The sequence below is a fragment of the Bacillus thermotolerans genome (genome assembly GCF_000812025.2).
Lineage (GTDB): Bacteria > Bacillota > Bacilli > Bacillales > Domibacillaceae > Quasibacillus > Quasibacillus thermotolerans.
On the sequence record NZ_JWJE02000001.1, the window covers coordinates 94,615 to 106,849 of the forward strand.

General features: G+C 43.0%; 16 protein-coding genes. 10 read left to right on the forward strand and 6 right to left on the reverse strand.

The genetic code is table 11. The features are described 5' to 3' along the window. Positions 1-20 precede the first annotated feature (20 nt). Positions 21-137, forward strand: a complete 117-nt coding sequence (locus QY97_RS00470) for a GapA-binding peptide SR1P (RefSeq protein WP_039231843.1) — start codon at positions 21-23, stop codon at positions 135-137. 66 nt (positions 138-203) lie between these two features. Here the strand turns inward: QY97_RS00470 and QY97_RS00475 are convergent, their stop codons facing one another. Beyond that, the gene (locus tag QY97_RS00475; RefSeq protein ID WP_039231846.1) at positions 204-1,673 is read right to left on the reverse strand and encodes an aminotransferase class I/II-fold pyridoxal phosphate-dependent enzyme; all 1,470 of its coding nucleotides are present in this window, start codon (positions 1,671-1,673) and stop codon (positions 204-206) included. A gap of 190 nt (positions 1,674-1,863) precedes the next feature. Here QY97_RS00475 and QY97_RS00480 point away from each other — a divergent pair, with 190 nt between their 5' ends. Continuing rightward, complete coding sequence (locus QY97_RS00480; protein WP_039231849.1) at positions 1,864-2,136, forward strand: UPF0223 family protein; 273 nt, start codon at positions 1,864-1,866, stop codon at positions 2,134-2,136. 43 nt (positions 2,137-2,179) lie between these two features. On the opposite strand, the gene QY97_RS00485 is transcribed toward QY97_RS00480, so the two are convergent. After that, the gene (locus tag QY97_RS00485) at positions 2,180-2,800 is read right to left on the reverse strand and encodes a YktB family protein (RefSeq protein WP_039231853.1); all 621 of its coding nucleotides are present in this window, start codon (positions 2,798-2,800) and stop codon (positions 2,180-2,182) included. Between the two features lie 150 nt (positions 2,801-2,950). Between QY97_RS00485 and QY97_RS00490 the strand changes: the two genes are divergently transcribed. Beyond that, positions 2,951-3,142: a hypothetical protein gene (locus QY97_RS00490; RefSeq protein WP_039231856.1), complete on the forward strand. Its 192-nt coding sequence runs from the start codon at positions 2,951-2,953 to the stop codon at positions 3,140-3,142. 174 nt (positions 3,143-3,316) lie between these two features. Next, entirely contained in the window at positions 3,317-4,111 is a 795-nt protein-coding gene (locus QY97_RS00495; protein WP_039231860.1) for an inositol monophosphatase family protein, read from the forward strand. A 102-nt stretch (positions 4,112-4,213) separates the two neighbouring features. On the opposite strand, the gene QY97_RS00500 is transcribed toward QY97_RS00495, so the two are convergent. Beyond that, positions 4,214-4,399, reverse strand: a complete 186-nt coding sequence (locus tag QY97_RS00500; RefSeq protein WP_039231863.1) for a YlaF family protein — start codon at positions 4,397-4,399, stop codon at positions 4,214-4,216. A 158-nt stretch (positions 4,400-4,557) separates the two neighbouring features. Here QY97_RS00500 and typA point away from each other — a divergent pair, with 158 nt between their 5' ends. Beyond that, complete coding sequence (gene typA, locus QY97_RS00505) at positions 4,558-6,393, forward strand: translational GTPase TypA (RefSeq protein WP_039231866.1); 1,836 nt, start codon at positions 4,558-4,560, stop codon at positions 6,391-6,393. Positions 6,394-6,441: 48 nt separating this feature from the next. Next, a complete protein-coding gene (locus QY97_RS00510) occupies positions 6,442-6,741 on the forward strand; it encodes a YlaH-like family protein (protein WP_046128655.1) in 300 nt (99 codons plus the stop codon). A gap of 125 nt (positions 6,742-6,866) precedes the next feature. Here the strand turns inward: QY97_RS00510 and QY97_RS00515 are convergent, their stop codons facing one another. Then, the gene (locus tag QY97_RS00515) at positions 6,867-7,067 is read right to left on the reverse strand and encodes a YlaI family protein (RefSeq protein ID WP_039231869.1); all 201 of its coding nucleotides are present in this window, start codon (positions 7,065-7,067) and stop codon (positions 6,867-6,869) included. 195 nt (positions 7,068-7,262) lie between these two features. Here QY97_RS00515 and QY97_RS00520 point away from each other — a divergent pair, with 195 nt between their 5' ends. Next, positions 7,263-7,733, forward strand: coding sequence for a pyridoxamine 5'-phosphate oxidase family protein (locus QY97_RS00520; protein ID WP_315849908.1), 471 nt, complete (start codon positions 7,263-7,265; stop codon positions 7,731-7,733). A gap of 59 nt (positions 7,734-7,792) precedes the next feature. On the opposite strand, the gene QY97_RS00525 is transcribed toward QY97_RS00520, so the two are convergent. Beyond that, complete coding sequence (locus QY97_RS00525; protein ID WP_229731566.1) at positions 7,793-8,401, reverse strand: YhcN/YlaJ family sporulation lipoprotein; 609 nt, start codon at positions 8,399-8,401, stop codon at positions 7,793-7,795. Between the two features lie 157 nt (positions 8,402-8,558). Between QY97_RS00525 and QY97_RS00530 the strand changes: the two genes are divergently transcribed. Then, a complete protein-coding gene (locus tag QY97_RS00530) occupies positions 8,559-9,887 on the forward strand; it encodes a PhoH family protein (RefSeq protein WP_039231873.1) in 1,329 nt (442 codons plus the stop codon). A gap of 120 nt (positions 9,888-10,007) precedes the next feature. On the opposite strand, the gene QY97_RS00535 is transcribed toward QY97_RS00530, so the two are convergent. Then, on the reverse strand, positions 10,008-10,508 hold the full coding sequence (locus QY97_RS00535; RefSeq protein WP_039231876.1) for a molybdopterin-binding protein: 501 nt from the start codon (positions 10,506-10,508) through the stop codon (positions 10,008-10,010). A 155-nt stretch (positions 10,509-10,663) separates the two neighbouring features. Here QY97_RS00535 and QY97_RS00540 point away from each other — a divergent pair, with 155 nt between their 5' ends. After that, positions 10,664-10,945 (forward strand): YlaN family protein, encoded by a 282-nt coding sequence (locus QY97_RS00540; RefSeq protein WP_039231879.1) that lies wholly within the window; start codon positions 10,664-10,666, stop codon positions 10,943-10,945. Positions 10,946-11,049: 104 nt separating this feature from the next. Then, the gene (locus QY97_RS00545) at positions 11,050-12,216 is read left to right on the forward strand and encodes an FtsW/RodA/SpoVE family cell cycle protein (RefSeq protein WP_039231882.1); all 1,167 of its coding nucleotides are present in this window, start codon (positions 11,050-11,052) and stop codon (positions 12,214-12,216) included. Positions 12,217-12,235 lie beyond the last annotated feature (19 nt).

Here is a 12,235-nt window from a genome sequence, read left to right on the forward strand (position 1 = left end):
ATTTAGAAGGAGTGAAGAAAATGGGAACAATCGTTTGTCAATCTTGCTTGAGTACAATGGATCACTTTGAAGATGAGAAAGTTTCTATTTTATACTCTCATTGCGGCTGCGAAGAAGAGACCGAATTAGATGACTAATAGAAAATAAATGAAACATCTAAAAAAGCTGGGAACAGATCATCTGCTCCCAGCTTTCTTGTGTATTTAGACGATTGGCTTACGCTCTCTAATGACCCGCAGTGTTTTCAACTCATAGTCTTCCGGACCTTGAACAGGGAGGCCGGCCTCTTGGTTCCTGCGAATGTAAGTGAGGTTGTCCTCGGTAATAATCTCTCCAGGAATAAAAATCGGTATACCAGGCGGATAAACCATAATAAATTCAGCACTAATTCTTCCAGCGGATTCCTCAAAAGGTATAATCTCTGTATCTGCATAGAAGGCGTCGCGAGGCGACAGAGCTAATAGAGGGATGTCAGGAAGCAATACCTCTTGAAACTCCTTGTCAAGCGGCTGTTTGCATACATCAGCCATATGCTGGAGTGCCCGGATAAGCAAATCCGCTTCCCGCTCCGTGTCCCCAGGCGTGACGATACAAAGCAGGTTGTACAGGTCGGAAAGCTCTACCTCGATGTTATAGTTTTCTCTCAGCCACATTTCAGCCTCGTGCCCTGTGATCCCTAGCTCTTTCACAAAAATAATCAGCTTCGTTGGATCAAAGTCATAGGTAGCTTTAGAGCTAAGTAAATCCTTACCTGGACAGTGCAAGTACGGAATTTCATTGATTTGCTTACGCATAGAGCGCGCTAATTGAATGGTCCCATCCAGTAGCTCTCTGCCTTCCATAGCGAGGCGCCGTCGAGCTGTATCTAGAGAAGCGAGCAGAATGTAAGAAGTCGAAGTTGTTGTCAGCATACTTAAGATAGACTGAATGCGATTTACGGAGACAAGACCTTCTCTTACATTCAGAATGGAGCTTTGTGTAAGGGAGCCGCCAAGCTTATGAACACTTGTAGCTGCCATATCGGCTCCTGCCTGCATGGCAGACAGAGGCAGCTCCTCATGGAAGTGAATATGCACACCGTGTGCTTCGTCTACAAGTACAGGCACATCAAAGGAGTGAGCAATTTCTACAATTTGCTGCAAATCACCCGAGATGCCGAAGTAGGTAGGGTTAATAACAAGAAGCCCTTTCGCATCTGGATGCTCCTTTAAGGCCCGTTCAACGGCTTCGGTTGTAATTCCATGTGATATGCCAAGCCTTTCATCGATTTCTGGGTGGATAAAGATAGGAACTGCTCCAGAAAAGATAATGGCTGTCATGACGGATTTATGGACATTACGTGGAACGATAATCTTCTCTCCAGGTCCGCACACCGCCATGACCATCGTCATAATGGCCCCGCTCGTTCCTTGAACGGAAAAGAAGGTGTGGTCTGCTCCAAAGGCTTCTGCAGCTAAGTCCTGTGCTTGCTGGATAATCCCTTGAGGATGATGAAGGTCATCAAGCGGCGAAATGTTAATTAAATCGATGGACAAGGCATTTTCGCCGATGAATTCACGGAATTCAGGATCCATACCGCTTCCTTTTTTATGGCCTGGAATGTGGAACTGTACAGGATTTTTTTCTGCATGGGCTTTCAGTCCAGTAAAGAGGGGAGTAGTGCGCTGTGACAATGTATTTTTCACCTCAATTAATTATAGTTACATGTGTGTTTACGTGTTTTGGTTACATTGGAAACAAATTATAGCATGTTCCACATCGTTTGCCCAGCACATGACAAAAGCGTTTAATTAGCCAGCTAAGAAATAAAAATGATAAATTGAAGATACTTAATATGAAAACAAAAAAAGAGGTGTATCGTCGTTGGAATACTCTTACCCTTTTTCAACACATTGGTCAACACAAGAAGTGATCGATGTAGTCAAATTTTTCGAAACGATCGAAAAGGCCTATGAAACAGGCGTGGATCGCGATGAATTAATGAATGCCTACCGCCGCTTTAAAGAAATCGTTCCTAGCAAGTCCGAAGAGAAGCAAGTTTGTAATGAATTTGAAGAAGTAAGCGGCTACTCGTCTTACCGCGCGGTACAGAAAATGAAAGCCGCTTCTTCGGGTGATAGAATCAAAATGAAATAAAACACCAGCCCTCTAAAATCAAGATTTTAGAGGGCTGGCTTGTTTAAGACATTTGGTATATGGGTACTAATTTTACAAACACATCTTGAAAGAGATTAATCAAATCGGCACCGCTTAGCTGTACAGCTTCCTCCCTAGGTAAGTGGTAGCCACAAAGAATTTCTGATTTCTTGACAGATTGGAGGCGCTCAAACCAATGGATTAGCTGATCGTCGGACAGCTCCTTCATTTTCACTGCATCGGGCTTCGTATGATCGACTGACCATACGAAATCACCAGGGATATTCTTCCGGATGTAAGAGAGGTTGTCCGCTAGGGAAGCTCCTACCGCTGCTTTATTTGGGGCTTCATAAATAACAGCATACCAAATAAATAAGTGAGATCCCCACAAGCCAATTTGGAAATGAGGATGCTGCTTATAGCCGCGTTTGTTGTTGGAAAATGCTACCCACGTATCATTAGGCGGATTCACCGTCCTCCGGGCATGCTTAGCTACATGAGGAAACATTTCCTCGCCGGTAAGAACACTTAGTTCTTCAGAAAAGTAAGAGCCAAGAGACTCCAATTTTGGACGTATGGATGTTTTTAAAGCTTCCATTCGGCTATCTAAGCCCGGAATGCTGAATACATTGAAATCTGTTTGAGTAAAACCAGGGAAATCCATAAAATATCCTCCTCTTTAATATTGGAAATATTTTATCATAAAAAAACAAAAAAATAGAAATACTACCTAATAGAAGCAATAACTGTTGATGACGAAAGCTTATGGAAATAAACCCATTACAATGAATGATCACAAAAGGAGTGCTTCACAATGAGACAATTAATAAACGGATTAACCACACACGTACAATCAAAAGAACAATTGGCGGTTATTCGCCTGGAGTTAGATTATGAGCTGGCGGTATTGTTTGAGGCTATGCAGGAAAAGGACAAGAAGAAAATCGAAAAGTCTAAAGACAAGCTAAACGAACTGCGTGAACAAATGCTTCAATTAGAAGCTTGAACAAATATGCAGCGAAGGAAACAGATAATGAGAAAAAATAAATGCAGGCTACATTAAACAGACTCGCAGCAAGCTGAGCGGGTCTGTTTTTGTTTTGCAAAAAAGGGAATGTGTACTATAATTTCCTTAAGACAGTTAGAACGGGATGTAACTTTCCGCAGTGGAGGAATATGTATGGAGAATTGGACGGAAATAGATAGAAGAGTCAGACTATGGATTGAAGAAGCGGGAAAAGCAATCCGGCGTTCGTTTAAACACTCATTGAGCATCCAGACGAAGTCTAACCCTAATGACTTAGTGACAAATATTGATAAAGAGACGGAACGCTTTTTTATTTCCAATGTGCGTCAAACATTTCCAGGGCATCTTATTCTTGGAGAAGAAGGACAGGGGGATCACTTGTCCAGCTTAAATGGGATAGTGTGGATTATTGATCCGATCGATGGCACGATGAACTTTGTGCATCAGCAGCGGCACTTTGCCATTTCGATTGGAGTATATGAAGATGGTGTTGGCCGTTTAGGTTATGTGTACGATGTAACGCACGATGAGCTGTATTGTGCGGAGCGGGGAAAAGGCGCTTATATGAATGGTGTACAGCTCCCTGAGCTGTCCAGTGTTCCAATTGAAAAGGCACTTATTGCGGTCAATGCAACGTGGCTTGTGAAAAACGCTTATTTTGACGAGCGCAAACTCGTCGAATTAGCAACAAAGGTAAGAGGTGTGCGTTCTTACGGCTCAGCCGCTCTAGAGATGGCCTATGTAGCGTCCGGACGGCTCGATAGTTATTTAACGATGAGGCTGTCTCCCTGGGATTTTGCCGCTGGAAAAATATTGATTGAAGAAGTTGGAGGCGTAGTCTCTACTCTATCTGGTGAACCGCTCGATATGCTCAATCGAAATAGTGTATTTGCCAGCTCACCGGGGCTTCATGAGACAATTCTGCACCATTTTCTATTAGAGAAATAAAAAAAGGGGCAAATGACGCTTGCCCCTTTTTCCGTATGAAACAAAAAGCACCTTTGACGATGACAAGCTACCGGCAAAGGTGCGTTGAATTTTCTAACAGGCTTATAATTTTCCAGCGCGCCGCATTTTGGCTTTTGTAGAAAAGCCGAGTCCCATGACGGCAATGAGGGCCACGATACACGCGATGAGGCCAATAATGCTTTCTTCTCCTATAGCAACTCCCATACCGATCATGCATGCGGCAGCGGCAATAGCGAATAATACAAAAATCCATTTAATTTCTTTCACAGTTGTGCCTCCTTTTTCTCTCTATATTGTACAAGATTTTTTCGATAAGAGGAACCTATAATCATAAATAGAATTTTAAGGAGAGCTGTGATATAATAGTTCAGTTACAAGAGGTGTTTTACAGATCGAGGGTTTTATATTAGTCAGGAGGAACTCACTTGAACACTAGAAAAGATTTAAGAAATATTGCGATTATTGCTCACGTTGACCACGGAAAAACAACGCTCGTGGATGAGCTTCTTAAACAATCAGGTATTTTCAGAAGCAATGAACAAGTGGAAGAACGTGCAATGGATTCCAATGATATTGAGAAGGAACGCGGAATTACCATTTTAGCAAAAAATACAGCAATTCAATATAAAGATACAAAAATTAATATCCTGGATACACCAGGGCATGCCGACTTCGGAGGAGAAGTTGAGCGTATTATGAAAATGGTAGACGGCGTTTTGCTTGTGGTCGATGCTTATGAAGGATGTATGCCACAAACTCGCTTTGTCCTAAAGAAGGCACTCGAGCAAAACTTGCGTCCTATCGTTGTAGTGAACAAAATCGACCGCGACTTTGCCAGACCAGATGAAGTGGTAGATGAAGTATTAGAGCTTTTCATTGAATTAGATGCCAACGATGAACAGCTGGAGTTTCCAGTCATTTATGCTTCCGGTATTAACGGCACAGCGAGCACGACTTCAGACCAGCAGGATGAGAACATGGAATCATTGTTTGAAGCGATTATCGAGCATATACCTGCTCCAGTGGATAACCGTGACGAACCTCTTCAATTCCAGGTATCTCTTTTGGATTACAATGATTATGTCGGCCGTATCGGGATTGGGCGAATTTTCCGAGGAACGATTAAGGTAGGCCAGCAAGTAGCGTTAATGAAAACAGATGGATCAGTGAAACAGTTCCGAGTGACGAAGCTGTTTGGATTCATGGGTCTAAAGCGGATAGAAATTGAAGAAGCTTATGCAGGAGACTTAGTGGCGGTATCCGGCATGGAGGACATCAACGTAGGAGAGACAGTATGCCCGGTTGAATACCAAGAAGCACTCCCGATTCTTCACATCGATGAGCCGACCCTTCAAATGACATTCCTAGTCAACAACAGTCCATTTGCAGGACGTGAAGGAAAGTTTGTGACATCTAGAAAGATTCAGGAAAGACTAGAAACACAGCTTGAAACAGACGTAAGCTTACGTGTAGAAGAGACGGATTCTCCAGATGCATGGGTTGTTTCTGGCCGTGGAGAACTTCACTTATCGATCCTGCTCGAAAATATGCGCCGGGAAGGATTTGAGATTCAAGTATCCAAGCCGGAAGTTATTATTAAAGAAATTGATGGCGTACGCTGTGAGCCGGTAGAACGGGTTCAAATTGATGTTCCAGAAGAATACACAGGTTCGGTGATTGAATCACTAGGATCCCGAAAAGGTGAAATGCTGGACATGGTAAACAACGGAAATGGACAAGTTCGTCTGACGTTTATGGTTCCTGCACGCGGCTTAATCGGTTACACAACTGAATTCTTAACGATGACACGCGGCTATGGAATTATTAACCATACATTTGACGGCTATCAGCCGATGCAGCAGGGACGGGTAGGTGGCCGCCGCCAAGGTGTGCTTGTTTCAATGGAAACAGGAAAGGCGTCTCCATATGGTATTATGCAGGTTGAAGATCGCGGAACAATCTTTGTTGAACCGGGCACAGAAATTTATGCCGGAATGATTGTTGGCGAACATACTCGCGAAAACGATCTGACAGTTAATATTACGAAGGTTAAGCAGGCAACAAACGTTCGATCAGCAACGAAGGAACAAACGACAACAATGAAAAAGCCGAGAATTTTAACACTTGAAGAAGCGCTTGAGTACCTGAATGAAGATGAATATTGTGAGATTACTCCAGAATCTATTCGTCTTCGCAAGAAGATTCTTGATAAAAACGAGCGTGAACGTGCAGCGAAGAAGAAAAAGAACGCAGAAATCTAATTTGTAAGGGAGAGATAGGGAGTGGAAGGGTTAGAGCATGTCAGCCCGCTGCTCGGCGCTTTAGTTCAGCTGATTGGTGTGAACGGGGCCGTGTGGGTGTACTGGGCAACCATTATACTGCTTTGTATTGTAGTATATAATTTAGGGTTCGCCAAGAAATTGTCTGTCATCCAAAACATCGTGATCTATGTCTCTTTAATCGCAGGCTCTCTGCTTTTATTGATTTTATCATACCAGCTGCCGGTGGTAGAAAGCTTGTTTGTCGCTGCGCTGGTGCTCGGTGTTTACAAGTTAAGGTTAAAGCTTCATAAGCAAGAAAACGAGGAGGGGCAGGATCACTCTGTGTGAACGCCTTATCTTTTAACAGTAACAAAAAAAGACCGCGATTTTTGGCGGTCTTTTTTTGTTGCCGCTGCACAGCCGGCTTTCTTTATTTTAATTCCATATCCTTCTTAATAGCGAAGGGGTATGATCTATAAAAAGCTCTTTTCTTTCCCTGAACGGTACACATGAAATTTGCCTGTCTCTATACGCTTTTGTGTTTTGTCAGCAATCCGTTCCTGACATTCAGGGCACATATACGTATGGATTGGACGATTTCGCAGCTGCTTTGCGATCAGCAGCTCATCATCAATCTTTTCTATTTTTTCGCATAATATGCATTTTACTCTCATCTCTGTTGCCTCCTGCCTTTTTGTGTATTATATCATGTGTACAGAAGTTTTTTCATTTCTGTTCATGAAACCTCTGCTTTCCACGCATGCTTGGCCTAGGAAAGCCATATGATTGAGTAAAGAACATAAAAAAACGAAAAAAGCTAAAATTCGTGAGCGGCTGGGGAGATCATGTATAATAGAGGAAAGGAGGCGATGAATTTGGCTAACAGAGTGGAGACACATTTGGTGCCTGAACTATTTGAAGCTTTGCAGGAGGACCGCCTTGTTACCGTAGCGACGATCGATCATGAATCCGGGGGGCCCACCATTCATGCCATCTCCTGGATCAGGGCTTTCGATGAATATACGCTGCGTCTGGCCGCGGACCGCCGCTCACGGATTGTACAAAACATTAAACATCAGTCCGCTGTCGCCGTCCATTTGCTTGCGAATGAATCAGCTTACTCGATTACAGGAAATGGAAAGGTGCTTACAGAGAATGTAGACAGCCTGCCTGTTCCGATGGCGATTATCGAATTGAAGGTATCAGAGATTAGAGACGTAATGTTCTACGGATCAAAGGTAGTCGCTGAACCGAAGCACCAAAAGACGTATGATAAGAGAGCTGCTGAAAGGCTGGATCAACAAGTTATAGAAGCACTAAAAAAGGGAGCTGACGCTTAAAGTAAAGGTCAGCTCCAAGAATTAACGGAACTCCTAGAGAAGGAGTGGACAGGTAGAGGCTATTTGTAATGATTAGATTGTTCTTCCTGCTGCTTCTCTAACTCCTGACGTTCGTTAGGGGATAGCTGCTTTTTCGGATCTTCTGTTGATTGATCTGTATGGTGTTCATTTAGTTCTCCCGGTACTTCAGGCATAGCGCGGCCAGCGATATCAGCTAGTTCGTTAGCTATACCTTCCAAGGGCTGTCCATTTTCCATATCCTGGCCGACTTCTTTCAGCCGGGCATACAGGTCAGGATCAGCAACGACAACGGCTTCTTTGCCGTGTGTTTGGTCTTTTAACCCTTCAGCGACCGCATATTTAATAGATCCCACTTCTGTACGGTCCAGATTAGCATCAACGTCAATTCCAACTACTGCATACGACCCCCATGTTACAGCTGTCGCATCTTGGACTCCAGGGATTCTCCGGGCGGTATCTGCCAGCAGGCGGGAGGACTCACGCATAGATAGCTGCTGTGTATCATTTGGCTCGCTATTTTTCACCTGTACTTGACGAGGGGCCTGATCGTCAGCGGGTTGTTCGCTGTTCACGCCTATTTCCGCGTTGTTATTTTGAGCGCAGCCAAATAGGAAAGCTGCTAGCAATAAAGGGAGGAAGAGCTTCACATTTTTCACCTCTTTCAATGTTAATAAGAAAAGGCTGTTTATATCTTCTCGATTTACTTGTATTCTTATTCAACAAACAGCTTTTTCTGAGGTGTTGAACGCAGCAGGGTAAATATTCATATAATAAAAAAAGACATACAAAGCAGGAGGCGTATCGTTGAGTAAAATTTATGTGCTGGATACGAATGTATTGTTGCAGGATCCTCATGCTATTTTTTCCTTTGAAGATAATGAAGTAGTTATCCCCGCGGTGGTGCTGGAGGAATTAGATGCGAAGAAGCGCTACATGGATGAAATAGGGAGAAATGCCAGGTTTGTTTCAAAACTGATTGATCAGCTTAGGGAGAACGGAAGGCTCCACGAAAGCATCAAGCTCGAAAGCGGAGGAAGTCTGCGCATCGAATTAAACCATCGGTCGTTTCAAAAGCTGCAGGATGTATTTGTTGAGAAAACGAATGACAATCGTATTTTAGCAGTAGCGAAGAACCTCTCTCTTGAGGAGGAAGCAAAGGAGAATGGGCGGGCGGTTATCTTAGTAAGCAAGGATACCCTCGTTCGTGTGAAAGCAGACGCCATTGGCCTCCAGGCTCAGGACTTTTTGAGTGACCGTGTCGTTGAACTGAGTGATATCTACAAAGGGTTTCTCGAAGTGTATGTGGCTAAAAAGACGATTGACTTGTTCTATCAGCGTGGGGAATTACCTTTGTCGGAAATTGCGCATCACCCGTTTTATCCAAATCAGTTTTTATTGTTAAAAGATGCACTTGGCAGCTCAGCTTCTGCGGTAGGAATGGTAGATGCATCCGCCGGTTCTTTAAGAAAGCTTGCTTACCAGGATGACATTATATGGGGAATTAAACCGCGTAATGTCCAGCAAATGATGGCTATTGAACTGCTCATGAGAACTGATATTCCGCTCGTCACAATGGCGGGGAAGGCAGGAACAGGAAAAACGCTGCTTGCGCTTGCGGCGGGTCTATTGCAGACAGAAGATCTCCAGCTGTTTAAAAAGCTTCTTGTTGCTCGCCCGATTGTTCCAGTAGGTAAGGATATCGGGTATTTACCTGGCGAGAAGCAAGAGAAGCTGCGCCCCTGGGTACAACCAATTTATGACAATTTAGAATATTTGTTCAATACGAAAAAACCAGGAGAAATTGATCAAATTTTAGCAGGGCTGCATTCCGTAGAGGTTGAAGCTCTAACCTATATACGCGGAAGAAGCATACCAGAGCAGTATATTATTATCGATGAGGCTCAAAATTTAACAAAGCATGAGGTCAAAACGATTTTAACCAGGGTGGGAGAACAAAGTAAAATTGTACTAATGGGAGACACTGCGCAGATTGATCACCCTTATTTAGATGAATACAACAACGGGCTGACCTATGTGATTGAAAAATTTAAGGATCAATCAGTCGCTGGACATATTAAATTAATGAAAGGGGAACGGTCCGGGCTTGCGCAGCTTGCTGCTGACATTCTGTAACTTCCATTACACTAGATTATACACAGAAATGGTGGAAAATTGTTGTGGAAAGGGAGTTTCAACAAAGAAGGCTGGCCTGGAGTCTCTCTCCAGGCCAGCCTTCTTTGTAATTTTAATTGCCTATTCTATACGAAAGCCTTTAACGAAGCGAATCGGATTGTTGCGATTGGAGCCATCCTTGAACAATATATGGACGGGACCATCTTCCCGAAGAGGTTTTCCTTCTTTAGAAAAGGCAAGGATGATGTCATCTGCACGCTCAAGCGGCAGCTTAACTTCCTCGTCTGCCGTTTCAATAATGAGAAGCTGAGCACTAGACTCAGGCGATGCATTTTCTAGGAACGGTTTAAAGGGAACCCCAAAGGTGCCGGTTAGTACCTTTGTTTTTTCGAATTTCTTTTCGGATTTAATGGTTGGAGGGAATACGGCACCCTCGCGAATTTCTTTATCCCAAAACTTCGAAATACTTTTTGTATATTCTTCATCAGCAAGAAAATCCGAGTCATTCGGTTGATCAAAGTATGTATCCAAATCGATGCGCCGATCATCAAAAATCCAGACACCAGCATCTAATGTAACCGGAAACTTTACTTTTCCTTTAATAGGCATAATATATTCCATCGGGCTCTCTCCCTTACGTAGATTACATGAACAAGTATAACGCTAGATTCTTTTCTTGTCAGGAGGAAATTCGAAATTCCTTGCAAATTGGGTATATTAACGATAAAATTTTACGTATCAAGTAATTCATTGTGTTAAAACAGGGGGAGTTAAATATGGCGTCTGAATTAAAAGTCAATCATCGGGAAAAAGCCTACTCTCTATTGCAAGCAGACGCAGATAAAATTTTGCGCCTCATCAAGGTTCAAATGGACAACTTAACGATGCCCCAGTGCCCTTTATACGAAGAGGTACTGGATACACAAATGTTTGGCTTATCCCGTGAAATAGATTTTGCGATTCGTTTAGGATTAATCGATGAAAAAGATGGAAAAGAACTGATTGATTCGCTAGAACGGGAACTTTCAGCTCTTCACGAAGCATCTACTCAGAATTAATGCCAAGAAACTCAAACACCTATTATATGCTGTTTGAGTTTTTTTACATAATGCAGATAATACCATTGATGCTTCATCTCAATGCAATAGATAGGAAGATGGATATGTGGAAAAAAATTATTCGTTCATATGATTACTCACTGATAGTAACTTTCTTTCTTCTATGCCTGTTCGGGCTGATGATGATTTACAGTGCAAGTTCAGTCACGGCTGTTCAGCGCTATGAAGTTGCTAGCGACTACTTTTATAACAAGCAGAAGATTCATGTTATCATTGCCTCGCTATTTTTTATTGGTGCTGCGATCTTTCCTTACAAAGCCTATAAAAACAGCAAATTTTTACTTGTAATTGTTGCAGGCATTTCTTTTTTACTTTTGTCTTTAATGGTATTTGGAACCGTTTCTAATAACGCAAAGAGCTGGATTCGTCTTGGCGGAGCGTCTTTGCAGCCTTCAGAGTTTGCTAAACTGGTTATTATTATTTACATGTCAGCTGTTTATGCGAAAAAACAGAAATACATTAATTCATTTAATAAAGGAGTCACCCCGCCTGTTATTTTGCTCGTGTTCTTTTGTACGCTGATAGCGGCGGAGCCCGACTTTGGTACAGCTGCTATTATATTCTTTATCGGGTGTACGATTATCATTGCATCAGGTATGAAGCTGAAAAGCATGTGGAAGCTAGTAGTTCTCGGTTTAATCTGTGCTGTTGTGCTGTCCCCATTGATCCTTCTGCAGAAGGATAAGATTTTTACGGAGGAGAAGATGAGCCGGATCACAGGCTACCTAGAACCGTTTAAGTACGAGCAAGGTGACGGCTATCATCTGGTTAACTCCTACCTAGCTATTGGCTCAGGGGGAGTGACAGGAACCGGACTAGGCCAGAGTGTACAAAAGCTTGGTTATTTGCCTGAACCCCATACGGACTTTATCATGGCAGTTATTGCGGAGGAGTTAGGCGTCCTAGGGGTTCTCATTGTAGTAGGCGGCTTAGGCTATCTTGTACTAAGAGGCTTTTATACCGCTGTTAAATGCCGGGATCCATTTGGAGCCATGCTGGCCGTCGGGATTTCCAGTATGATTGGCATTCAGTCATTCATCAACCTTGGAGGAGTAACCGGTCTCATTCCAATTACCGGGGTACCGCTGCCGCTGATCAGCTATGGAGGGTCTTCGCTCTTGCTGCTCTCGCTTTCGCTGGGTATTTTGGTTAATATCTCTATGTTTGTCAAATATGAAAAAATTTATAAGAAAAACCGGTCATCTATTTAACAAAGGGGTAAGGATTCAC

Excerpts from the sequence above, each read along its gene's own strand:
- QY97_RS00470 (WP_039231843.1), top strand. The coding sequence starts at position 21 with ATGGGAACAATCGTTTGTCAATCTTGCTTGAGTACAATGGATCACTTT.
- QY97_RS00485 (WP_039231853.1), bottom strand. The coding sequence starts at position 2,800 with ATGGATTTCCCTGGTTTTACTCAAACAGATTTCAATGTATTCAGCATT.
- QY97_RS00490 (WP_039231856.1), top strand. The coding sequence starts at position 2,951 with ATGAGACAATTAATAAACGGATTAACCACACACGTACAATCAAAAGAA.
- QY97_RS00495 (WP_039231860.1), top strand. The coding sequence starts at position 3,317 with ATGGAGAATTGGACGGAAATAGATAGAAGAGTCAGACTATGGATTGAA.
- QY97_RS00515 (WP_039231869.1), bottom strand. The coding sequence starts at position 7,067 with ATGAGAGTAAAATGCATATTATGCGAAAAAATAGAAAAGATTGATGAT.
- QY97_RS00520 (WP_315849908.1), top strand. The coding sequence starts at position 7,263 with ATGAATTTGGCTAACAGAGTGGAGACACATTTGGTGCCTGAACTATTT.
- QY97_RS00535 (WP_039231876.1), bottom strand. The coding sequence starts at position 10,508 with ATGGAATATATTATGCCTATTAAAGGAAAAGTAAAGTTTCCGGTTACA.
- QY97_RS00540 (WP_039231879.1), top strand. The coding sequence starts at position 10,664 with ATGGCGTCTGAATTAAAAGTCAATCATCGGGAAAAAGCCTACTCTCTA.
- QY97_RS00545 (WP_039231882.1), top strand. The coding sequence starts at position 11,050 with ATGTGGAAAAAAATTATTCGTTCATATGATTACTCACTGATAGTAACT.